The sequence below is a fragment of the Lactobacillus sp. RTP31084st1_F9_RTP31084_210423 genome, assembly GCF_040919545.1.
Taxonomy (GTDB): domain Bacteria; phylum Bacillota; class Bacilli; order Lactobacillales; family Lactobacillaceae; genus Lactobacillus; species Lactobacillus paragasseri.
The window spans coordinates 389,728-413,173 of sequence record NZ_JBCOVH010000002.1 but is presented as its reverse complement, the minus strand read 5'-3'; the positions used below and the strand labels follow the sequence as shown (position 1 = coordinate 413,173).

Sequence of the window (23,446 nt, the reverse complement as noted above, 5' to 3'; positions counted from 1 at the left end):
TTAATCCTCAGCATTTACATGATGACCAACAATTGTTTCATCATTCATCCATTGACGTGTTATTTCAGTGAACTTCTTAGCTTCCCCTGTCGTATAGTACTCATGTGTTGTATCAGAATCATCAGCAGCAAATAAGCCGTCACGCCGTAAAACGTTATAGGTATATTGTGCCACCTGATCAGCTGGATCAACAATTTTTTTATCTTGACCAACCACTGCAACAATTTCATCTCTTAATAATGGATAATGAGTACAGCCTAAAACAAGAGTATCGTAATCAATATTTCTCAATGGCGCTAAGCTTTCGCTGACAACAGCCTGTTTAATCTCTTCAGCAGGATCTTCCTCAGCAAGAGGTGCTAATTTAGGTTGTGCAAATTCGCTTACTTGAATTTCTGGATCACGATATTGAATTTCTTTTAAATAAGAATGACTATTAACAGTTGCCTTAGTACCAATTACCGCAACATTCTTTGTTTCTGTGGCCCTAGCTGCAGCTAAGGCACCAGATTGAACCACTCCAATTATTTGCAAAGGAACTTCTTTTTGAATAGTAGACATTGCAACTGCAGTCGCTGTGTTGCAACCAAAAATAATAATCTTTACATCTTTACTTAATAAGAAGTTTACACTATCGCGAGTTAAAGAAATAATTTCTTCTTTTGAGCGATCTCCATATGGCATATTAGCCTGATCACCAATGAAAATAGTTGATTCATTAGGCATTTTTTCAATTACTTTTTTTAATACAGTTAAGCCACCTAAGCCTGAATCTAAAACTCCAATTGGTCGATTATCCATTAAAAAAACTCCTTTAAACAAATGATGATTAAAATCTCTTTTCCCCTCCACCTATTTTAAGTTAAAATGTTATAGAAGACAAAAGGAAATGAAAGCATGGAACATACAAACGAACATCTTTATTTTTTAAATTCATTATACCGTGACTTTATCTTGCCTACTATCTTAGGTAGCGAAGATAAAGAAATTCTTTACTGGGCTGGTAAACATGTCAGTCGTAAATATGACTTATCAGATATCGATGACTTAATCGAATTTTTTGACATGGCTCAATTTGGAACTTTAAAAGTACTCAAAGATCGTAAACACACTGCAGTTTTCGAACTTTCAGGACAAGTTGTTACTGATCGACTAGATAGTCAAAGTGATGAGTTTTCATTAGAAAGTGGAATTATTGCAGAATGTTTAGAACGCCAAAATGGTACTCCTACTGAGGCTTCAGCTACGATTACTAAAAAACATGTCGTTCAAATCACAGCTCAGTCTGATTAATTACTCTTTCTGATTAATTACTCTTAATGAAGAAAAAATATTAATACTAAAAAGGGTACAAACTATTTAAAATTCATAGTTTGTACCCTTTTTGAATGTAAATTAATCAGTGTATTGATCTAAAATTTGTTCAAGCTTTTCCTTAGGAGTATAGCCAGTTAGGCGGTCAACAATTTTACCATCTTTTTTAATTAGTAAAGTTGGAATTGCCATGATTCCTAAGTTTCGAGCTGTTTCTTGATTTTGGTCAACATCCATCTTAGTGAACTTTACATCGTCCATTTCTTCTGAAAGTTGGTCAATTACTGGTGATTGCATTTTACATGGACCACACCAAGTTGCCCAGAAATCAGTTAAAACAACACCTTCGCTAGTTTCATCTTCAAAAGTTGCATCTGTAATTTCATCAACCATAGTTATTACCTCACAAAATAAATTCTTTAAATTATAAATATAGTTTAGTAGAAGTACTAACTTTTTGCAAGTATATTGCTTATTGCAAATTAACTATTGTAGCCCCTGTTCCACCTTGATTGGCTGGAGCATAATTATAACTCTTTACATGTCGATTACGTTTCAAATACTGTTGAACACCATTTCGAATTGCACCTGTACCAATACCATGAATGATGGTCACCGTATTCAAACCAGCTAAAAGCGAGGCATCAAGATAACGATCTAAGTTAGTTAAAGCTTCTTCATAGCGCTGCCCTCTTAAATCAAGTTCACTGCTTGCACGGCTAGAGCGAAGACCGCGGCTAGAGCGAACAGATTTTTCTGGCTTTTTTTGACTGGCTTGTGCAGCGATCTTTTCAACATCACGATCAGTTACTTTCACCTTCAAAATACCAATTTGGACTTCAAATTCATGATCGCCTAACTTCTTCGTAATTACACCTTGTTGGCCATATGAAAGGACTTTAACATTATCGCCTACACTTACATCATGACGCTTTTTTTCACGCTGTAGCACCTTATTATTAGCTAAGTTTTGATTTTCACGCTCAAGTTTATTCAAAGCGCCTTTAGCTTCAATTACTTTATTTGTTCTAACTTGTCCGCCAGCTCTTCTTTGCTCTTCAAGATCATTAATAATTTTTTCAGCTTGCTTACGTTTCTTAGCAAGCATTTCATCAGCCTTCTCCTGAGACTTTTCAAGTTGTTTCTGTACTTGTTGGTTATACCAATCAAGTCCATTTTGAAGTTGACGTTTAAGCGTGATACTTTGATCAACATTTTGCTTCAAAGTTTCATGAAGTTGTTCAGCAGCCTTAGTTTGTTCAGTTAAACGCTCAATCATTTTATTAATATCGCTGTCTTCATCGTTCATTAAACTTCTAGCCTTATCTACAACAGCTTCATTCATCCCTAATTGATGTGCAATCGCAAAGGCATTACTTTGACCAGGAATTCCAATTCTCAAGCGATAAGTTGGTGCCAATTTTTTTAAGTCAAATTCCATTGAAGCGTTGGTAGTTCGCTCGCGATTATAACCATACAGTTTTAATTCTGGATAGTGCGTAGTAATCGCAATCTTTGCTTGTGTTTGGCGTAAATCATCTAAGATTGCGATTGCTAGACTTGCACCTTCTTCTGGATCAGTTCCAGCACCAAGTTCATCAATTAAAACCAAATCATCTTCAGTAACATTATTCATGATCTTAATAATTTGATCCATATGCGATGAAAATGTACTTAAAGATTGCTCAATCGATTGTTCATCTCCAATATCTGCATAGATTTCATTAAAGACCGTTAACTGACTCCCCTCTTCTGCAGTAATAAATAAGCCAGCTTGTGCCATTAATTGAAGTAATCCCAAAGTCTTCAACGTGATCGTTTTACCACCGGTGTTTGGTCCTGTAATTAACATAGTGTCAAAAGTAGTTCCTAGTTCAATATTATTGGGTACTACTTTTTTAGGATCAATTAAAGGGTGTCGTGCCTTTCTTAATTTGATAACATGATCTTGATTTAGGACAGGCTCTGTAGCTTTCATTTTCTTTGCTAATTTACTTTTAGCACTTAAAAAGTCTAATTGAGCTAAAGCTACTGCGTTATTCTTAATTTCTTTTTGATAAGTACCAGCAAGTTCTGATAACTCGATTAAAATACGGTGAATCTCTTGTCGCTCTTGAGCCAGCAAATTTTGCTGACGATTATTAAGTACCAAGACTGCTTGTGGCTCAACAAATAAAGTTTGACCACTAGCGCTTTGATCATGAACAACTCCACCAAATTTATTCTTATATTCTTGTTTTACCGGTAAAACATAACGTCCATCTCTGATAGTTACAATATTTTCAGACAAATATTGCGTATGTTTGCCACTAATATAGTCATTCATGTGGTTCTTAATATCAGTTTCATTACTCTGAATATCATGTCTAAGCTGCATCAATTTGGAAGAAGCTGTATCCTTAACTGTTCCATCATATTCAATTGACTGATTTAATTTTTTAAACAAATCTTCTGAAACTGCTAAATTTTTGAGATATTTTTCAATAGGACGTGTATCAATTTCACGCTCTTCAAGGTCCGATGTAAATTGTCCCACGTCTTTAGCCAGACTAAGGACTAGAAATATATTACCTAATTCTTCGCCATTTAAGTTAGCCTTAACTTTAAGTCGCTTCAAACTAGGTCGAACATCTTTAAAGTCCGTTATCGGCATTGGTCCCTTAACCCGCAAGATATTCGAAAGTACCCTAGTTTGATCAATCGATTTTTTTACTTCATCAAAGTCACTGCTTGGCATTAATTTCAAAGCCTGAGCTTTTGCAGGTGCAGTAATTGCCAAGTCACTTAATTGTTTAATTATGCGATTATATTCTAATTTTTCAATAATTTTAGAGTTCATATCTTCCACCTAGCAAAAAGGGCCCCATAACTGGGCCCACTTTTTATATTGTTGTAATGAATAATTTTATGAAAATTTGTGAAATTCCTGGAGAAAAATGCAAGATACCACTTGCTAAAATAGAATGCCCCAGCATATTTTGCAAACTATTATTAGGAATCGTAGCTAAAATAAATAAAAGCAAATAAACACTAATCTGGGTCACAATAAAAGCAATAATAATGCTGCCCCATGTATTTAATCTAGCATCTACAGTAATATACCTTAGCTGATTAAAACCTAACATCACCAAACGCCATATACAGCAAACAAGCAACAAAACAATCGAAAAAGCTATTGCTGCATAGAATGACTTATCTAAGGTTAATCCTGTAGTCTTATCAAAGAAGGCAAAACTACTTCGATCACTCGCTGAAGGATATGGCACCCAAAGATTTAAGAAGTTACTAAAGGGTTTGTACAATAATGTTGCAAAAATCAACCCTACTACATATCCACCTGCAGCCAAGCCTTCATACACTATGCCACGTCGATAACCTACATAACAACAATAAATAAAAATTAATAAAATGAGAATAGAAATCATTGTTCATCCTTATTAAGCAAAAAAGACTAGCCCCTCCGCCAGTCTTTTTTGAAGATTATTCGCCACTTAAGCGATCGTCTGACAAAAATGTATTTAAAACGCCTTGTACCATATTCCACTCGTCATCATCAGTGATTTCGTGTAAGTCAGAACTGGTTACATCACCGTCTTCGTCAGCATCGTAGCTAAAAGCCTGTACTTCCACATCATCATCGTCGCTAACGGCTGCTGGATATAGTAAAACATAGGATTTACCATAATCTTCAGACGTAAAAGTGAATAATATTTCAAAAAGTTCTTCATTGCCTTGATCATCAACTAAAGTGATTTGACGATCATTATCTTGGTTAGCGTTAATTTTTTCACTCATTTTACTTATCCTTTCTGGTTGCTTCTAGATAACTTTGTAAAATCAAAACAGCAGCCATTTGGTCAATAACTTTTTTTCTTTCAACACGATCATGTACGCCAGCTTCTTGAACTAGAATACGATCAGCTTGTACGGTTGTAAGCCGCTCATCCATATAATGAACAGGCAAGTCAAATTTCTCTTTCAAGCGTTCACCGTACTGCTTACTTCTTTCTACAGAATGCCCACTACTGCCATCCATATTTTTGGGTAGTCCTAAAACAAAACCTTCGACGTCATATTTACGGACGATCTTTCTGATTTGACGCATGCCAAAACTAAGCTTGCTCTCGTCAATTTTGATTGTTTCAAGCTCTTGAGCAGTGATTCCCAAAGGATCGCTAATTGCGACCCCCACAGTCTTAGAGCCAACGTCCAGTCCAAGTAATCGCATTATTTATTTTTACCTAAATAACTCTTAACCAATTCCTCAATAATTTCATCACGTTCATGTTTCAAGATTAAATTACGGGCATCATTATGCCGAGGAATATATGCAGGGTCGCCTGAGAGTAAGTAACCAACAATTTGATTAATTGGGCTGTAGCCCTTTTCCTCAAGTGCATTGTATACGTCTTGTAGAGTGTCGTATACATTCTTACCCTTATTTTGGTTAAAGTCAAAATGCATTGTTTTATCTAGCGAACTCATAATAAAATTCCTCCTATTCTTCTTAATTTTACTTGAAATATCGAACGAACTCAATTAATTTTGTTTTTCTTCAACTTCTTGTAACACTTTAGCGATAGCGTCCTTTAAACCTGCTGGATTTTTACCACCGGCTTGTGCCATATTTGGACGACCGCCACCGCCACCACCAAAGATTGGAGCAGCTGTTTTAATTAAGTCGCCTGCTTTAAGACCAGCTTTAATTGCCTTATCGTTCAAGCTAATAACCATGTTGGCTTTACCGTTAACTTCAGCAGCTAAAACTAAAACATCAGATTTAGCACTGCTCTTCCAATTGTCGGCAAGTTCACGTAAATCATTCATGCCTTCTACATCAGCTTGAGCAGCAATTACAGTTAAATCTTTAACTTGCTTAACATCATTAAACAAGTCGCCTGCTTTTGCCTTGTTAATTTGTGCCTTTAATTGTTCAGCTTCTTTTTGGCTTGCACGTAAGTCTTCTTCAAGAGAAGAAATCTTGTTAGTTACATCTTCAGCCTTAGTTGCCTTAACTTCATCTTGAACTTCTTTCAAGATCTCGTCACGGTCTGTTACATACTTATAAGCTTCTGGGCCAGTCACAGCAATAATTCTACGAGTACCAGCACCAACAGCAGATTCAGAAACAATCTTAAGCATACCGATTTGGTCAGTGTTTTCACAGTGGGTACCACCACAGAATTCAGTTGAGAAGTCATCAATTTGAACAACGCGAACTGTGTCACCATATTTTTCACCAAATAAGGCTAAAGCACCCATCTTTAAACCAGTATCAGGATCAGTAACTGTTGTCTTAACTGGAATTTCTTCCCAGATCTTTTCGTTAACGATCTTTTCTACGTTAGCAATTTCCTTCTTAGTCATTGGCTCTAAACTAGTAAAGTCAAAACGTAGGTAGTCTGGTTCAACTAAAGATCCAGCTTGGTGAGTGTGAGTACCTAAAACCTCACGTAAAGCAGCATGCAATAAGTGGGTAGCTGTATGGTTGTGCTTTAAGCCGCGACGACGTTTTTGGTCAACTTTCAAGATATATTCTTGTCCCTTTTCAAGTGGCAAAATAATATCAACAAAGTGTAAATTTTGATCGTTTGGTGCATGTTGTACATCTGTTACGCGAGCAACTAATTCACCATTTTGGTTCAAAATTTCACCATGGTCAGCAACTTGTCCACCGCGTTCTGCATAAAATGGAGTCTTATCAAAAATTAAAGTTGCGTGTTCACCATCGGCTTTATCAACTAGCTTATCATCAACAACAATATCGATTAACTTAGCATGCTTTTCTTCTAGAGTGCCGTACTCAAATTCACTCTTGTCCTTGATGTTCATCAAAGTAACATCTTGTGAGCCCATTGATTGCAAGTTACCACGAGCCTTACGAGCACGTTCTTTTTGGGCTTTCATTTCTTCATCAAAGCCCTTCTTATCAACCTTAAGACCGGCATCTTGAGCAGCTTCAAAAGTTAATTCATATGGGAAGCCGTAAGTATCAAATAACTTAAACGCATCTTTACCAGAAACAGTCTTGTCATCGCTCTTCTTAGCTTCAGCAATAATGTTATCAAGTAAGTTCAAACCAGATGAAAGCGTTACTTGGAATCTTTCTTCCTCGTTCTTAATTACTTTTTGAATGAATGCTTGTTGATCAACAACTTCTGGGTAGTGACTCTTCATGATTTCGCCAACTACAGGTACTAATTTGTACAAAAATGCACCCTTAATACCCAAACGTTGACCATTCAAGTCGGCACGTCTAATTAAACGACGTAAAACATATCCACGACCTGAGTTTGAAGGAAGAGCTCCATCAGCAATCGCAAAACTTACAGCACGAACGTGGTCAGCAATAATCTTAAATGCCACATCATCTTCCTTGTTTGCTGCATACTTCTTGCCATCACTTAACTTTTCAGTTTCTTTAATAATTGGCATGAACAAGTCAGTTTCAAAGTTAGTTGGTGCATCTTGAATAATTGAAACAACACGCTCTAATCCCATACCGGTATCAATGTTTTTATGTGGTTGATCAACATATTTACCATTTGGTAAGTGATTGAATTGTGAAAATACGATGTTCCAAATCTCAAGGTAGCGAGCATTTTCCCCACCTGGGAAGTTTTCAGGATCATCTTCAGCAACATCGTTATTTTCTTGACCACGATCATAGAAAATTTCTGAGTCAGGACCACATGGACCTTCACCAATATCCCAGAAGTTATCTTCTAACTTCACAATGTGATCTTCAGGTAAGCCAACAACATCATGCCACATATGGTATGCTTCTGTATCCTTAGGATAAACAGTTACATAAAGCTTATCTGGATCTAAGCCTAACCATTTTGGACTAGTTAAAAATTCCCATGCCCAAGGAATAACTTCTTTCTTAAAGTAGTCCCCAACTGAGAAGTTACCAAGCATTTCAAAGAAAGTTTGGTGACGTGCAGTTTTACCAACATTCTCAATATCATTAGTTCTAATTGATTTTTGAGAAGAAGTAATTCGGTGATTCTTAGGTACAACAGAACCATCGAAATATTTCTTCATCGTAGCAACACCAGAGTTAATCCACAATAAGGTTGGATCGTCTTGTGGAATTAATGATGCACTGGGCATAACCATATGGCCATGCTCTTTAAAAAAGTCCAAGAACATTTGACGTACTTGTGAACTAGTCAATTGTTTCATAAAAAGTCTCCTACAAATATAAAAAACACTATTGCATAAAACAAGGACGCTCCCAGCGCGGTACCACCTTGATTGCAACAGTGTTTGTTACCTCTTTAAATATTTAATTTCTTAGTTAAATTAGGTAGCATTACTAAGTACTTCTAGACCTTCTCACCCGCCTGGTCCTCTCTTTGAAGAAAAATACTTCAGTAATATGTCCTAAACGTGATTTATTTTACTACAAATTTTCTAGTTGTCAAAATTTCCGCGTGCTTGTTCGCGCTCACGCTTACGTCTACGTTTAGCTTTTCTAATTTGATGACGCTCTTCGATCTTACGCTTTTGCTGGCGGTCTTTTTGAATGGCTTGCTTAATTTTCTTCTTATACCCGGGCTTTACTTTTTTCTTAGTCTTCTTAACCATTCCAATCATGCGATTATCAAGCTTGTGACTGCGAGCTTGACGATTGGCACGACGATGGTAGTGTGTTCTTTCAACTAATTCACCATTTTTAATTTCTTTAAAGTCAAAGTGAATACCTAATTTTTCTAAGTCTTCAATTTGTGGCATTTCCTCATCATAGATCAAGGTAATTGCGTGACCTTTAAGGCCATTTCGACCAGTTCTACCAATTCGGTGAATAACAAATTCAAGATCCTTAGGAATCTCATAGTTAACCACTAAACTAACGCCAGGTACGTCAATTCCTCTAGCAGCTAAATCGCTAGCTACAACATACTGGTACTGACCTTCTCTAACTTGGCGAATTATACGCTTGCGCTCACGTTCAGTAATTCCGCCATGGATCTTAGCCACCTTAAGGCCTTGCTCTTCAAGATAATCAGTTAATTCATCAACAGTCTTTTTAGTATTAGCAAAAACTAAGGCCAAATATGGTTGTCCCATTGTTAAGAGCTTATATAAAATTTCTTTTTTATCTCTTGAACCAACATCAATTAAGTCATTTTGAATTGTTGGAGCAATAATTGCTGGATTATCAATAACGATAAAGTCCGGCTTTGACATATACTTCCTTAAGAAATTTTCTAGCTTAACTGGGATAGTTGCTGAAAAAGCACCTAAAACGACTTTTTTATCTAACTTAGAGATAATCTCATCCATTTGCCCTAAAAAGCCCATATCAAGTGTCATGTCTGCTTCATCAATGATAAAGGCTTTGACGTTATCTAAATTAATAACTTTCTTTGATGCAAAGTCATATAAACGACCAGGAGTAGCAATAATTAATTGTGGAGCCCTATTTTCAGCTTTTTCAATTTGGCGATTCCGGTCATTGCCACCACCTAAATATTCAATTGAAATATTTAGACCACTCGCATCCCTTAATTGACGCGCTACTTTATACAATTGATTTGCTAATTCACGACTAGGCGCGGTTACTACAGCTTGCGTTACTGGGGCATTTTCATCAATCATGTTCAAAAGTGGAAACAGGTAGGCATGAGTCTTACCTGAACCAGTAGCTGCTTGAACTACGACGTTTTTATTATTTAAAAGAGCCGGAATAACTGCAGCTTGAACCTTAGTGGGTTTACTAAAGTTAATTTTTTCTAGACCAGTTCGTAATTCTGGTCTAATCTTTTCACTTTGAAATATACTATTTGTTTGTGCCATGTTCTTCATTGTACTTCTTTGTTACTTCTACTACTTCGTCAAAGACTTGTTTTACTTCATCCATATCCTTGGCATTGGCACCAGATGCTAATGCATGGCCACCACCATCATGCTTTTCAGCTAAATGATTAATTACAGGACCCTTTGAACGATAATGAACGCGGAAAGTACCGTCTGGTTTTTCAACAAATACATTCCAAGCTAAAACGTCCTTAATTCGACCTGGAGTTGAAACAGCAACATTTGCTTGATCGTCAGTTAAGCCCATCTTCTTCAAATCGTCTTGCATCAAAATTGTGTAAGCTGCTCCAACTGGGTTAATTTCCATCTTATCCATTGCTAAAGCTTGCAACTTGGCTTCATCAAAAGTAACATCTGCAATTTCTCTAGCAATATCAGTAATGTTAATTCCTGTCTTAGTTAATTCGGCTGCAACGTCAAAAGTGTGCGCTGAAGTTTCAGGATACATAAATCTACCTGTATCGCCGACAATACCTGCATATAAAGCTGCCGCAACTTCCTTAGTAACTGGTAAGTTCTCTGCTTTCAAAAAGTCAAAGACAATTTCTGAAGCAGCTGGTGCGTCTGGATCTACATAGCTCATATCTGCATATGGATCTACATCTGGGTGGTGGTCAATCTTAATTAAAAGATCTCCCTTATCGTAATTCTTATTAGAGATACGTGGAGTATTTGCAGTATCAGTAGTAATTACTAAAGCTCCTTGATAATCTTCAGGTGTTACTTCATCCATTTTATTAATCCAGATCAAGTCACCTTCATCATTTTCACCAGCACAAAGAATCTTTTTATCTGGAAAAGCTAATCTCAATGATCTTGCTAAACCAGCTTGAGAGCCAATTGCATCTGGGTCAGGACTAGTGTGACGGTGCAAAATAATTGTTGGGTATTCTTTTATCTTTTCATAAATTTCATCAAAAGTTGCCATTAATCTGTTCTCCTTGTTGTTTACTAAATTTATTTTATCATTACTTGTTTTCAAAAATATCTAACGATAAGTTCTCAACTGGATGTTCTTCAAAATCGGTTACAGTAAGTCCTAACAGACGTACTCCAGTTGCGAGCATCCCTTTTTCTGTTTCAAACAAGACACGACCAGTGTCGTAAATAACAATTTTATCATTAGTGCCTTGTTTTAGCTTCTTTCTTTTAGTAATTGTCTTAAAATTAACATCGCGAATCTTTAAAACAACACAATTTGCAAGAAAATGTCGCTTTTTTAACTTATTTTCAAGTTCACCGCTATAAGCTCGCAGTTTAGTTAAAGCTTCATTTTCATCAAATAAACTCTGATTAAAAGTTCGCTCAATCCCAATCGACTTTCGATTTCTTTCTGAATCAGTAACTACCTCTCTCAAGTCAATACCATGTGCATGTTGGGCAATCAAATAGCCCATACGATTAAATTTTTTGATCAACACATCTGTTGGAATTTTTATTAGGTCAGCTCCGGTGTAGACTCCCATCTCTGCTAATCTTTCTTGCGTTTTAGGTCCAATGCCGGGAAACTTTTCGATTTTTTGCTTTGCTAAAAAATCAAGTGCAGTTTCAGGCTTAATTACAGTTCTACCAAAGGGTTTAGCATATTCCGACCCCATTTTAGCTAAAAACTTGTTGTAAGAAACGCCAAATGAACTTGTCAATCCAACCTTTTGGTAAATTTGCTCTTGAAGGATAGTTGCAATTCGAACAGGATCATCTAAGTGAAGCTTATTCTCCGTTACATCTAAGTATGCTTCATCTAAAGCAACTGATTCTACTCGATCAGTCATCTCATGCATTAAACGGTGAATTTCAGCTGAAACAGCTCGATACTTTTCAAAATGTGGTTGAATAATTACAAGTTTTTCTGCTGGAATTAACCTAACTGCCTTAGCAGTTGGCATGGCTGAATGCGCACCATATTGACGGGCCAAATAATTAGCAGTTGCCACAACCCCGTGTCCCCTATTTTTTTTAGGATCGCCGCCAATTAAAACAGCTTTATTTCTTAAAGCAGGATTGTCGCGAATCTCTACTGAGGCATAAAAAGCATCCATATCCAGATGAATAATTTTACGCTTAATATTATTTTTAGGCAGTAAGTCCATTAACGGTAAATCCAGTGCTCAGTATCTTTTTCAAAAATATGGTTACTTGATTCAGTACCAAATTCACCACTTGGATATTGCTCAAGTTGCTTAATATCTTTGTTTTCCTTTTGCCATGCAGCTTCAACTGCATCAACAAACTTCCAGTATTGCTTTAATTCAGACCAGTGCGTAAAGTTAGTACGATCAGCTACAAAGACATCATGAAGTAATCTTTCATAGCCATCTGGAACTTGATCCATTTCTTCTTTAGAAAACTTATAGCTAAGATTTTCTCTTCTTAAGCCCTCAGTAGTAATCTTCTTTCCGTTAATTGTAAAGAAAATCTCGCTTCTTGGATCAATAATAATTGAAATATTATTTGAATGTGCATTGCCGTACAAATTATTCATGTGGTGGAGCACAATATCAATTCTAGAAACTTTATCCTTCATCTTCTTACCAGTTCTAAAGTAGATTGGAACACCAGCTACAGGACCCTTTTTGAAGTTAACTTCACCAGCAACAAATGTCTCTACTTTAGAATCAGGAGCAACTTGGTCAGCCTTTAAGTACTCTACTTCATCGTCGCTTGCTAAATATTGACCACGTGAGAAATGCTTCTTTACCATTTCTGGAGTTGGAATAACCAAGCTATCAAGTAGTTCTTGCTTTGCTTCATGAATATGATCTGAATCTAAGGCTTTAGGTTCTGGCATTGCTAAGAGAGTAATAATTTGAAAAATATGGTTTTGAACCATATCGCGTAAAGCACCAGAAGTTTCATAATATCCACCACGAGTACCAACGCCTAAGCTTTCAGCAAGAGTGACTTGCATATTAGCAATGTACTTCTTGCACCAAATATTATTAACAATTGGATTAGTCATTCTAAGCGGCATAATATTTTGAACCATCTCTTTACCGAGATAGTGGTCAATTCGATATACCGAATCTTCAGCAAAACTTTCTCCAATTTCTTGATTTAATTTTTCAGCAGAAGCTAGGTCATGACCAAACGGCTTTTCAATTACCAAGCGGTTAAAACCACTACCAACTAGCTTTTGATCATTAATATGAGTTGCAATTGTGCCAAAAAATCTTGGTGCCATTGCCATGTAGAAAATACGGTTGCCTTCTGCATGATATTTCTTATCAAGCTTTGTAGCTAATTCTTTAAGAGCAATGTAGTGATCAACATCAGTTACATCATGTGACTGGTAATAAAAATGCGAAGCAAATTCTTTTGCATCTTTCTCATCAAAGCTATTGTTGCTTTCTTTGATTGCTGCAACAACTTGTTCTTGTAAGTATTCATGACTCCATGGTCTTCTAGCTGTACCAATTACGGCAAAATGATCATGAATTAATCCCTTCTGATATAAGTTAAATAAGGCTGGATAAAGCTTTCTATGAGCTAAATCACCCGAGCCACCAAAAATAATCATGACAACTGGAATATTTTCCATTCTAACTACCTACCTATTAAACTTATTAAAATTTACTTTACCAATTCATATTTTACAATATTAATCTATGACAATGAAAAAATAAAAACGTCCTTGCGGACGTTTTTTATTTATCTTCAGAATTAGTATTATCAGCTTTATTAGAAGTTGTTTCTTCTGTTTTACTACTTTCAGTAGGCTTTTCTTCTGTTTCAACCTTTTCTTCTTTTGCTTCATTAGCTTCAACATCTTTTGCTGGAGCGGCAGCAGTTGGAAGAACGCGACGAATAGCCATTCTTTCAAATGTTAAGAAGATTCCATCGGCATCAATCACAACAGTCTTATCTGCGTCATTGATTGAATCAACTTTACCGTGAAGACCATCAACCATAATTACTTGATCGCCCTTCTTAAGTTCAGACATCATCTTCATCCGTTCTTGTTGTTGCTTCTTTTGTGGCTTAATCATTGAAAAGTAGAAGAAGACAAAAATTGCAATCATTGCAATAATCATGAACATGTTATTCATACCAGCAGCACTTTGTGCTAAGAAAAATGTATTCAAAGTATTACACCTCATTATTTTTATTAATTAACTTTCAAATAATAATTATACCGTATTTTTAGTCTAACTAAAAACTTACTCTGCTTTTTTTGGTGGATATCCTAATTGTAAATAAGCTTTTTGCGTAACGCTTCTTCCCCGAGGAGTTCGAGTAATGAATCCTTTTTGAAGTAAATATGGTTCATAAACTTCTTCAATTGTATCTGTGTCTTCACCAACATTAGCTGCAATGGTTTTAATTCCAACAGGACCGCCACCATAATTTTCAATCATCATTCTTAAAAGTTTTCTGTCAGTTTGATCTAATCCTTCATCGTCAACTTCTAGCAAATGAAGTGAGTGCTTAGTAGTTGCTAAAGAAATAGCTTCTTCTCCCTTTACTTCCGCAAAATCGCGAACCCGCTTAAGTAAACGGTTAGCAACACGTGGCGTTCCACGAGAACGTCGCGCTAATTCAATTGCTGCTTCTGGATCAATCTTAGTGTTAAAAACTACGCTTGATCTTTGAATAATTTTTTCTAGATCATCAACAGAATAGTACTGCATGTGTTCAATAATTCCAAACCGATCTCTTAGCGGCGCAGATAATTGACCAGCCCTGGTAGTTGCTCCAATCAAAGTAAAAGGAGGAAGTGGCACGTGCACTGCATGAGTTGTTTGCCCTTCTCCGACCACAATATCAATATAAAAATCTTCCATTGCTGAATATAAGACTTCTTCGACTGGCTTTGCTAAGCGGTGAATCTCATCAATAAATAAGACATCCCCTGGATTTAATTCTGAAAGCAGAGCCACCAAATCTCCCGCTTTTTCAATTGCTGGGCCCGAGGTACTCTTTAAGTGAACACCCATTTCATTAGCAATTACAAATGCCAAAGTAGTTTTACCTAAACCAGGAGGTCCGTATAACAAAACATGGTCTAAGGCTTCGTCTCGCTTTTTAGCAGCTTTAATATAGATTTTCATCTCGCTCTTTACTTTATCTTGTCCAATATATTGAGCAAGTAGTTGCGGACGCAAAGACAATTCGATCGTTTCATCTTCTTCGCTACTTTCAGCGCCTATAATTCGTTCTTCATCATTCACATCTTTCACTTCCTTATCCTTAACTAATTTTTACTTTTACTTCTTAAGTAGTAAAGCCAACGCTTCTTTAATATAGCCATCGGCAGTATTTTCAGGTAACTTGGCTAATTTTGGAGTAATTCGATCAACTTCCTTTTGAGTATAACCAAGTGCTACCAAGGCAAGCACAGCGTCTTGCAGGCTCGGCGAAAGATCGGCAGCAACTGTTGATTTCTTCACATAGTCGCCTAACTTTCCTTTTAAGTCTAAGACAATCTGAGAAGCAGTCTTCTTTCCGACTCCTGGAAAACGAGTTAAGTATTTTACCTCTCCATTTTGAATTGCACTGGCTAACGAATCCGTATCCTCAGCTGCCATAATCGCTACGGCCGATTTTGGTCCAATTCCTGAAACGCTTAATAATTTTAAAAATAATTCTTTGTCTTCTAAAGATAAAAAGCCATACAAGGTAATTCCTGTATCTCTAACAACTTGTTCAACATAAATAGTTGCTGGCTGATTCTCTTGATAGCTATAAGGAGTGGGACAAAGAATCTTATACCCAATGCCATTTACATCTAATACTACATAAGCTGGATCAATTTTTGCTACTATTCCTTTGAGATATTCAAACATTTTACCTACTCATCTTTTTTAAACATCTTATTGAGATCATTCTCACTTAATTGAATAATAATGATTTTTCCTTCAAAATCTTGATAAGGATCACTACTATTTCTCAAGTCTTTCAATAGTTCTTGTGCTTCAACTGGATTTAAATTTCTTCTTCTAGTACTTTGGCGCATTGTTATTTCGCCAGCAATTTGTGCTTTAAGCTTGGTAAAATCTTGTTCATTTTGATTTAAATATAAATCTAAAATCATGCGCACATTTTTTTCTACATCAGGTTGGAGCCAGATCGGATAAGTTCTTAAGATCAGGCTATTTTGACCAAAATCCTCTAAAAATATCCCTAATTCTTGTAGATTATTAAGATTTTCTTTTAGTTTCAAATAGTCAACATTACTAAAATCTAAAATCAAAGGACTAAGTAAACCCTGCTGAGAAATATTTTCACTATTTAAATCATGAAAAATTTGATCATAGGCTAAACGCCGATAAGCTGCTATTTGATCAATTAAGTATAAGTCTTCATTATGGCGCGCAACTAAATATGACTTAGTCTGACCTAAATAAATTAATTCGGGTAAATTGTTAGCTAAAATTTCATCCCCTGAAGAAATAAGACTATCATCTTTTCCTTGAATATCTTTTTCTTCATCAAATGGACTTAGCCGCACCTGTTTATCCACATTTTCATCCCAGCTTGCAGTAATCACATATTTATCGTCATTGCGAACCTTATCTAAACTGACAAAACTCGCTGCTGTTTCATGAACTTCGGCACTTTTATCAGCTTCCATCTGCGGAGTAAACTCAACTGGACGAACAGTATCAACCACATCTTTATTTAAGTTAAATTTTAATTGGTCAATATTTGTCGACTTTTTAGGAGTTAATAGATTATTCAAACCTGAATTGATCTGACTGGTCTGATCTAAGGCTTCTGAAATACTTGTCGTTAATAAACGTTCTAATTCCTGCTCCTTTGACAAGCGCACCTCTTGTTTAGTTGGATGGACGTTAACATCAACTAAAAGTGGATCAAGTTCAATGTTGACAACAGCAATTGGATAACGGCGCGGCCTTAACTTACTGCCATAACCAGCTATAATTGCCTGAGTCAGACGATAATTTTTTATATAGCGGCCATTTAATAATAAAGAAATAAAGTTTCGATTTGAACGAGTTGTATTAGGATCAGAAAGTAAGCCAGTAATCTTAAAATCAGGACTAGTGCCCTTAAGGACCTCCATCTTTTCTGCAAGCTGACGGCCATAGATATTCGCAATATCTTGTCTTAAATCATTACGTCCATTGGTTTTTAGTAAGATCTTACCGTTATTAGTGAGAGTAAAAGCAACATCAGGATGTCCTAAAGCAAGTCGGTTGACAATATCAACAATCTTTAGAATTTCCGTTCTTTCAGAGCGTAAATACTTAAGCCGAGCTGGCGTGTTAAAAAATAAATCACTAACTGAAATCTTGGTTCCCTTTGGTGAAGCTGCATCTTCTTGTAGTTTTTTTTCGCTGCCTACAAAAATTGCACGAACACCGCCTAAATTATCGCTACTGGTTATTACTTCAACATGAGAAACCGCGGCAATTGAGGCCAAGGCCTCTCCGCGAAATCCTAAAGTAGAAATGTTAAATAAATCTCGCTCAGTTGCAATTTTACTTGTTGCATGACGAGTAAAAGCTAAGTCAAGCTGATCTTTTGCAATTCCGCTTCCATTGTCTTGAACCGTAATTTGCTTTAAGCCCGCATCAATAAAGTCAATTCTAATACGGCTGCTACCAGCATCAAGGGAGTTTTCACACAATTCTTTAACAACACTAGCTGGTCGTTCAATAACTTCACCAGCCGCAATTTGATTAGTTAATTCAGGTGAAAGTTCATGAATCTTACTCATGATTATTAGTCCTTATCTTTCAACTCTTGCTGCCACTGAGATACAAGTTCCATGACCTGCAAAGGAGTTTTGTCAGCAAGATACACATTTTGAATATCATCCAAGACATCTTTTTCATCATCTGAAATTGCCGGTTCACTTGCTTCTTCAGCGGTAAAGAGATCAAGTTGCTCACTAGCCGGCTGTAACTCTCCTGCTCCCTGCTGCTCTAATCTCTTCAGCATCGTAGTTGCTTCTCTTAAAACTTTACGTGGTAAGCCTGCCAATTGAGCAACATGAATACCATAAGATTGATCAGCTGGTCCTGGCAAAATTTTATGTAAGAAAATCAACTTGCCATTTTCTTCGGTCGCACCAACGTGAATGTTCTTTAAATGTTTTAGTGTTTGGTCTAAATCAGTTAATTCATGGTAGTGAGTCGCAAAGAGCGTCTTTGCTCCGACCTTATCATGAAGATACTTCACAATTGCTCCAGCCAAAGCCATCCCATCATAAGTAGCAGTGCCTCGTCCAATTTCATCAAATAAAATTAAAGAACGTTTTGTCGCATGTTGCAAAGCATCATTAGCTTCACTCATTTCTACCATAAAAGTACTCTGACCAGAAATCAAATCATCTGCTGCTCCGATTCGAGTAAAGATTCGATCAAAAATTGGTAGAGTTGCGCTATCTGCTGGGACAAAACAACCAATCTGCGCCATGATTGCAATCAAGGCCATTTGACGCATATAAGTAGACTTACCAGACATATTTGGTCCAGTAATTAAGAAAATATCAGTATCTTGATCCATCTTCACGTCATTTGGAATATAACTACCAGCAGTCATAACTTGTTCAACAACTGGGTGGCGACCATTAACTACGTTAATTTCTTGCTTATCAACTGTAAAGTCTGGACGAACATAATTATTTTGTTCACTAACTGTCGCAAAATCTATCAAAACATCTAAGCTTGCAACTTGTTTAGCTAATTTTTGTAAAGCTGGAATATACTTTTTAACATCCTCTCTTAGCTTTACAAACAGGTCATACTCTAAGCCAGTTGACTTAGCTTCTGCTTCTAGAATTAATGATTCATGTTCCTTTAGTTCAGGCGTGATATAACGCTCTGCATTAGTTAATGTTTGCTTTCTAGTGTAGCGATCAGTGGGCACTTTATCTTTATTTGAATTCGTAACTTCAATATAGTAACCAAAGACCTTGTTATAGCCAACCTTTAAGTTGTTAATTCCAGTCACTTCACGCTCGTGACTTTCCATTTCAGATAGCCATTTTTTTCCATTATTCATCGCGTCCCGGTAGCGGTCTAATTGGTCTGAAACTCCTTCTCTAATCAAACCACCCTCTGTCGTTAAAAGTGGGGGATTATCCACAATAGTATTAACAATCAAATCATGGATTCCCTTTAAAGGATCAATTTGCTTAGCAAAGTTTTGCAGATGTGGATTATTCGTTTCAAGCAAAGAATTCAAAATATCAGGAATTGCACCTAAAGAATGCGCTAATTGTAGCATTTCACGTGCATTGACTGAACCAAAAGCAATTCGACCAGTCAGTCTTTCTAGGTCATATACACCCTTTAAACTGTCAATAACTTTTTCACGGGTGAAGTAATCATCAAGAAGTGCTTGAACCATTTCTTGACGTCGGTTAATTTCAGTAACTGATAAAAGCGGACGCTCAATCCATGATTTTAACAATCTGCCGCCCATTGCCGTACTTGTCTTATCTAAGAGCCAGAATAAAGATCCCATCTTCTTAGAAGTCTTAGCTGACTTGATTAATTCTAAGTTTGTTTGCACAGTATGAGACATCTGCAAATATTGCGTCGGTTCATAGCTTTGAGCAACTTGTAAGTGGGCTAAACTACGCTTTTGCGTTGACAGTAAGTAAGCTACTAGTTGCTTAGTGGCCTTAATTTCTGCATCGTCAGTTAAGTTTTGGGCTACATAAGAAATTTCTGCATGTTCACTTTCTACTTTAACTGGTTCAGAAATAGTAATATTAGCTTTCTTCAAAAAGTCTTTGTTTGCTTCTGTTAAATGCCCGTTATACACAACTTCTCTTGTTTGAAGGGATAATAATTCATTTGCGACACCTTCAAAATCAGTTAAGTGTGTGGAAAAAGTTTCCCCAGTGGATAAGTCACTGTAAGCTAGGCCAAAGCCAGAATTTGTTGAAATAACTGAGGTTAAGTAGTTACTATCTTTTGCTTGGTCAGGACGCTCCTGCATCATGGTTCCTGGCGTAATTAACTGAATAATCCCACGTTTGACCATTCCTTTAGCTTTCTTTGGATCTTCAAGTTGTTCACAAAGTGCAACCTTATATCCTTTTTCCACCAAAGTATTGACGTAAGTATCCACAGCTAGGTGAGGAACTCCTGCCATTGGAATTGGATTTTTAGTTTTATTTGAACGATGAGTTAACGTTAATTCTAGAATTTGTGCACCCTTAACTGCATCATCTTCAAATAATTCATAGAAATCGCCCACACGATAAAACAAAAACGCATCGGGATATTGTTCCTTAATCTCGTAGTATTGCTTCATCATTGGTGTCGTATCTTTTTTTGCCATTCGTTACCAAATATCCTTTCTTCCAAAAACCTATGTTCTATTATAACGTAAAAACTGATAAAAAATCTTAACTGTTAAAACGCAAAAATTCTCCATGCCTACTTGCATGAAGAATTTTATTACTTATTTAAAATTTAACTTTACAGATATGCATCTTTCTGTAAGTCATACATTTCTTTATATTTTGGATTAGTTTGCAACAAATTAGTATGCGTGTCAAACCCGCTAATTTTTCCACCATCTAAAAATAGCACTTTATCAGCAAATCTAACTGCTGACAAGCGGTGAGTAACAAAGAAAATTGTCTTCTTATCATTTTCCTTCAAGAAACGTTGATAAATTTCTGCTTCGCTCTTAGCGTCTAAAGCTGCCGTTGGTTCATCTAAAAATTCAATCTTACCATCAGCATATAAGTCTCGTGCCAAAGCTACTTTTTGCCATTGACCACCTGACAAATCAGTTCCATTTTTGAAATCTTTAGCCAGCATCGTATTCAGATTAAGATGGTCATTAGCTAACAAATCACCCAATCCAGATGCTTTAAGAACATTATTTACCCTATCTTTATTGAATGAATATCCAGTAATCACGTTTTCTTTAAGAGTTAATTTAAAGCGAGAAAAATCCTGAAAAGTAGCTGACAAATTTTTATGCAAGTCGAAGATATTAAAGTCTTTTAAATCATAATTATCAACAGAAATTTTTCCATTAGTCGGGTCATAAAAACGCATTAATAATTTTACCAAAGTAGACTTTCCTGACCCATTTTCTCCAACAATTGCAATCTTTTCTCCACTTTTTACTGAAAAACTAACATTGTGCAAAATCTCAGCATTAGAAAATGGATAAGTGAAGGATAAATTCTTAACGCTAAGATTCTCGAAATCATCGGGAAAATTTTTCGTACCGTTTTCAAAGTTATCTTGATACTCAAGAAAATTGAAGTATTTTTCAATCCATAATAATGAATCGTATAACAAGCTACTGTCTTCCACTACTCGAGCCATGCTAGTAGAAATATAGCCAATCACTGAAACAAACATCAATAAGACGCCAACTTCTAATGCACCTATTCTTACTGAATTAGTGAACCAATAAAAGCCATAGCCGAATACTCCAACAGTTAATACAACAAACAGTGAACTAGTCGCAAGTTGCTTTTTACGAATTTGATTAACATCTTTTTTAGTTTGTTCAAATAAGCTTATATACTTTTCGATGATCTTTGGAAACATATTGAAAAGTCTAACTTCTTTAGCATCCCTACGATCAAGCAATAGTCCACTATAGTAGTGCAAATACCTAGCGTTCTTACTTCTTTCAACCATTGTTTCAAATGACTGCTGCTGAATACGGTAGTAAGAAATACTCTGTGGCACCATTACAATTAACAAAAGCAAAGCTAGCCACCAATTGTATCGTGCTAGATAGATTAGCATAAAAGCTAACGTTAGAAATGATTGCAAAACCGATACACCAAAAACAATTAAATTAACTGGACGCCAGCTTGCATCATCTCTGAGCATTTGTAAATCATCAAAATATTTGCTGTCATCAAAAATACTGATTGATTGTAAGTCTGCTGATTTTTTCATCAAGCTAATATTGATAAAACCTGTTAATTTATCAGTTAGAACTCCTTGAACCATTGTCGAAAGCGATGGTAAAAATTGTTGAAATGCCGTAGCTACAATCCAAACAATGATCATTTCCATAAAAGGTGAATGATTAGTAACTTGATCAATTACCTTTTGCCCTGCTGACACGGCAAGTAGAGGAATTACAGCTTGAAGTGGCGCAAGTAATAAGACACACGTGGCAACTAAAGGAGCTGATTTGAAGAACAGACGATAAGTTTGAATTAATTCTTTGAAATATTGGTTTAATTTATGTAAATGTTTCATTTTGCCTCCTCGATGAACGGATTTAACAAAATGAAATTTAATTAAGTTCCGCTCATCTATTATCTAGTGATTTGTACATTTTGATGAGCGTTTGTTACTACCATGATCATTTTTTCATCCTCCTAAGATAATATTTTTATTAAATTATATCATGCAAAATTATTTTAAAATTAAAATTTTATGTTTTTTCTACGCAAAAACACCCCGTGATTTCTGAAAAATCATGGAGTGTTTTTAATTAGTTATCCTAAAAACTATCTATTCTTCTTACGACGCTTTGAAGCAAATCCTGCAGTCAATGCACCTAAGCCTACTGAAAGCATGCCTAGTACTTCACTTGCAATATTTTCTTTAGCACCAGTTTGTGGTAATTGACGCTTACCTTTAGCTTGAGCTCTTTGAACTTCTACTGCACGAGGAGCCACGTAATTATTAACCAACTTTTGTCTTGTTTCAACTTTTGTTGGTTCAACAACTTGTTTCTTAACTACTGGAGCTTTAGTTTCTTTCTTTGCTTCTGGAGTGCCGTCAACAAAGACATTAACTTTCACTTCAACAGCAGTTCCATCTGGGTAAGTTACAACAACTACACTAGGATGTTTACCTAAAGTATTAACATCTGGGATTTCTTTCCAAGTGTATTTAGTTCCATCTGGCATCTTATCCTTGTTAGTAATAGCTGATTCAGGAGTTGGAACCTTACCTTGTGGAGTGTGAATGTCTTGACCGGTTGGTTCTGGATTCTTTGTTGGTACTACTGGGGTGTTGTCAACAACATGAACTGTGATATCAACTGTCTTTTCAGAACCATCTGGGTAGTGAACAACTACTGTTGCTGGGACATCGCCTGCTACGCTTGTATCTGGAGTCTTCTTCCAGGTGTAGGTTGTCTTAGTGCCTGGGTGCTTTGGATCTGTGATCTTATCTAAATCACCGTGGTTCTTAACCCCATCTTCTGGATCTGGAGTATCGCCCTTCTTTACTGTGATATCTTGACCAACTGGATCTGGGTTCTTGGTTGGTACTACTGGAGTGTCATCTACAACATGGACAGTAATATCAACTGGCTTATTAGAACCATCTGGGTAGTGAACAACTACTGTTGCTGGGACATCTCCTGCGACGCTTGTGTCTGGCGTCTT

20 protein-coding genes are annotated in these 23,446 nt (G+C 36.3%); 1 reads left to right on the top strand and 19 read right to left on the bottom strand.

Annotated features, from left to right (window positions below; all coding sequences use genetic code 11):
* On the bottom strand, positions 1 to 801 hold the full coding sequence (murI, locus tag AB5359_RS07340) for a glutamate racemase (protein ID WP_048685471.1): 801 nt from the start codon (positions 799 to 801) through the stop codon (positions 1 to 3).
* A gap of 96 nt (positions 802 to 897) precedes the next feature.
* Between murI and AB5359_RS07335 the strand changes: the two genes are divergently transcribed.
* The gene (locus AB5359_RS07335) at positions 898 to 1,293 is read left to right on the top strand and encodes a YslB family protein (protein WP_003647712.1); all 396 of its coding nucleotides are present in this window, start codon (positions 898 to 900) and stop codon (positions 1,291 to 1,293) included.
* A 102-nt stretch (positions 1,294 to 1,395) separates the two neighbouring features.
* On the opposite strand, the gene trxA is transcribed toward AB5359_RS07335, so the two are convergent.
* The 18 genes from trxA to AB5359_RS07245 all read right to left on the bottom strand — a co-directional run.
* Positions 1,396 to 1,707: a thioredoxin gene (gene trxA / locus AB5359_RS07330; RefSeq protein WP_020807775.1), complete on the bottom strand. Its 312-nt coding sequence runs from the start codon at positions 1,705 to 1,707 to the stop codon at positions 1,396 to 1,398.
* Between the two features lie 79 nt (positions 1,708 to 1,786).
* Positions 1,787 to 4,153 (bottom strand): endonuclease MutS2, encoded by a 2,367-nt coding sequence (locus tag AB5359_RS07325; RefSeq protein ID WP_020807776.1) that lies wholly within the window; start codon positions 4,151 to 4,153, stop codon positions 1,787 to 1,789.
* Positions 4,154 to 4,196: 43 nt separating this feature from the next.
* Entirely contained in the window at positions 4,197 to 4,739 is a 543-nt protein-coding gene (locus AB5359_RS07320) for a CvpA family protein (RefSeq protein WP_003649346.1), read from the bottom strand.
* Positions 4,740 to 4,794: 55 nt separating this feature from the next.
* Positions 4,795 to 5,109, bottom strand: a complete 315-nt coding sequence (locus tag AB5359_RS07315; protein ID WP_020807778.1) for a DUF1292 domain-containing protein — start codon at positions 5,107 to 5,109, stop codon at positions 4,795 to 4,797.
* Between the two features lies 1 nt (position 5,110).
* Positions 5,111 to 5,542 (bottom strand): Holliday junction resolvase RuvX, encoded by a 432-nt coding sequence (gene ruvX, locus AB5359_RS07310; RefSeq protein ID WP_048685476.1) that lies wholly within the window; start codon positions 5,540 to 5,542, stop codon positions 5,111 to 5,113.
* Complete coding sequence (locus AB5359_RS07305; RefSeq protein WP_003647717.1) at positions 5,542 to 5,799, bottom strand: IreB family regulatory phosphoprotein; 258 nt, start codon at positions 5,797 to 5,799, stop codon at positions 5,542 to 5,544. Before AB5359_RS07305 ends, ruvX begins: the two co-directional genes overlap by 1 nt.
* Before the next feature lie 54 nt (positions 5,800 to 5,853).
* A complete protein-coding gene (gene alaS, locus AB5359_RS07300; protein ID WP_048685479.1) occupies positions 5,854 to 8,502 on the bottom strand; it encodes an alanine--tRNA ligase in 2,649 nt (882 codons plus the stop codon).
* Between the two features lie 231 nt (positions 8,503 to 8,733).
* A complete protein-coding gene (locus AB5359_RS07295) occupies positions 8,734 to 10,119 on the bottom strand; it encodes a DEAD/DEAH box helicase (protein ID WP_077410158.1) in 1,386 nt (461 codons plus the stop codon).
* Positions 10,103 to 11,068, bottom strand: coding sequence for a bifunctional oligoribonuclease/PAP phosphatase NrnA (locus tag AB5359_RS07290; protein WP_020807781.1), 966 nt, complete (start codon positions 11,066 to 11,068; stop codon positions 10,103 to 10,105). Before AB5359_RS07290 ends, AB5359_RS07295 begins: the two co-directional genes overlap by 17 nt.
* 40 nt (positions 11,069 to 11,108) lie before the next feature.
* Entirely contained in the window at positions 11,109 to 12,230 is a 1,122-nt protein-coding gene (dinB, locus tag AB5359_RS07285; RefSeq protein ID WP_048685481.1) for a DNA polymerase IV, read from the bottom strand.
* Entirely contained in the window at positions 12,230 to 13,678 is a 1,449-nt protein-coding gene (gene zwf, locus AB5359_RS07280; protein ID WP_048685482.1) for a glucose-6-phosphate dehydrogenase, read from the bottom strand. Before zwf ends, dinB begins: the two co-directional genes overlap by 1 nt.
* Positions 13,679 to 13,784: 106 nt before the next feature.
* Positions 13,785 to 14,237, bottom strand: a complete 453-nt coding sequence (gene yajC / locus AB5359_RS07275) for a preprotein translocase subunit YajC (RefSeq protein WP_003649355.1) — start codon at positions 14,235 to 14,237, stop codon at positions 13,785 to 13,787.
* Positions 14,238 to 14,297: 60 nt separating this feature from the next.
* Positions 14,298 to 15,317 (bottom strand): Holliday junction branch migration DNA helicase RuvB, encoded by a 1,020-nt coding sequence (gene ruvB / locus AB5359_RS07270; protein WP_003649356.1) that lies wholly within the window; start codon positions 15,315 to 15,317, stop codon positions 14,298 to 14,300.
* A 27-nt stretch (positions 15,318 to 15,344) separates the two neighbouring features.
* Complete coding sequence (ruvA, locus tag AB5359_RS07265) at positions 15,345 to 15,923, bottom strand: Holliday junction branch migration protein RuvA (RefSeq protein ID WP_003649357.1); 579 nt, start codon at positions 15,921 to 15,923, stop codon at positions 15,345 to 15,347.
* A 5-nt stretch (positions 15,924 to 15,928) separates the two neighbouring features.
* The gene (mutL, locus tag AB5359_RS07260) at positions 15,929 to 17,821 is read right to left on the bottom strand and encodes a DNA mismatch repair endonuclease MutL (RefSeq protein WP_048685485.1); all 1,893 of its coding nucleotides are present in this window, start codon (positions 17,819 to 17,821) and stop codon (positions 15,929 to 15,931) included.
* A gap of 5 nt (positions 17,822 to 17,826) precedes the next feature.
* Positions 17,827 to 20,400, bottom strand: coding sequence for a DNA mismatch repair protein MutS (gene mutS / locus AB5359_RS07255; protein ID WP_077410156.1), 2,574 nt, complete (start codon positions 20,398 to 20,400; stop codon positions 17,827 to 17,829).
* Positions 20,401 to 20,540: 140 nt separating this feature from the next.
* Positions 20,541 to 22,304 carry an ABC transporter ATP-binding protein gene (locus tag AB5359_RS07250; RefSeq protein WP_048685490.1) on the bottom strand — a complete coding sequence of 588 codons (1,764 nt, stop codon included), beginning with the start codon at positions 22,302 to 22,304 and terminating at the stop codon, positions 20,541 to 20,543.
* 254 nt (positions 22,305 to 22,558) lie between these two features.
* Positions 22,559 to 23,446: Rib/alpha-like domain-containing protein (locus AB5359_RS07245; protein ID WP_368287202.1), on the bottom strand; the 888-nt coding region annotated here is incomplete at its 5' end.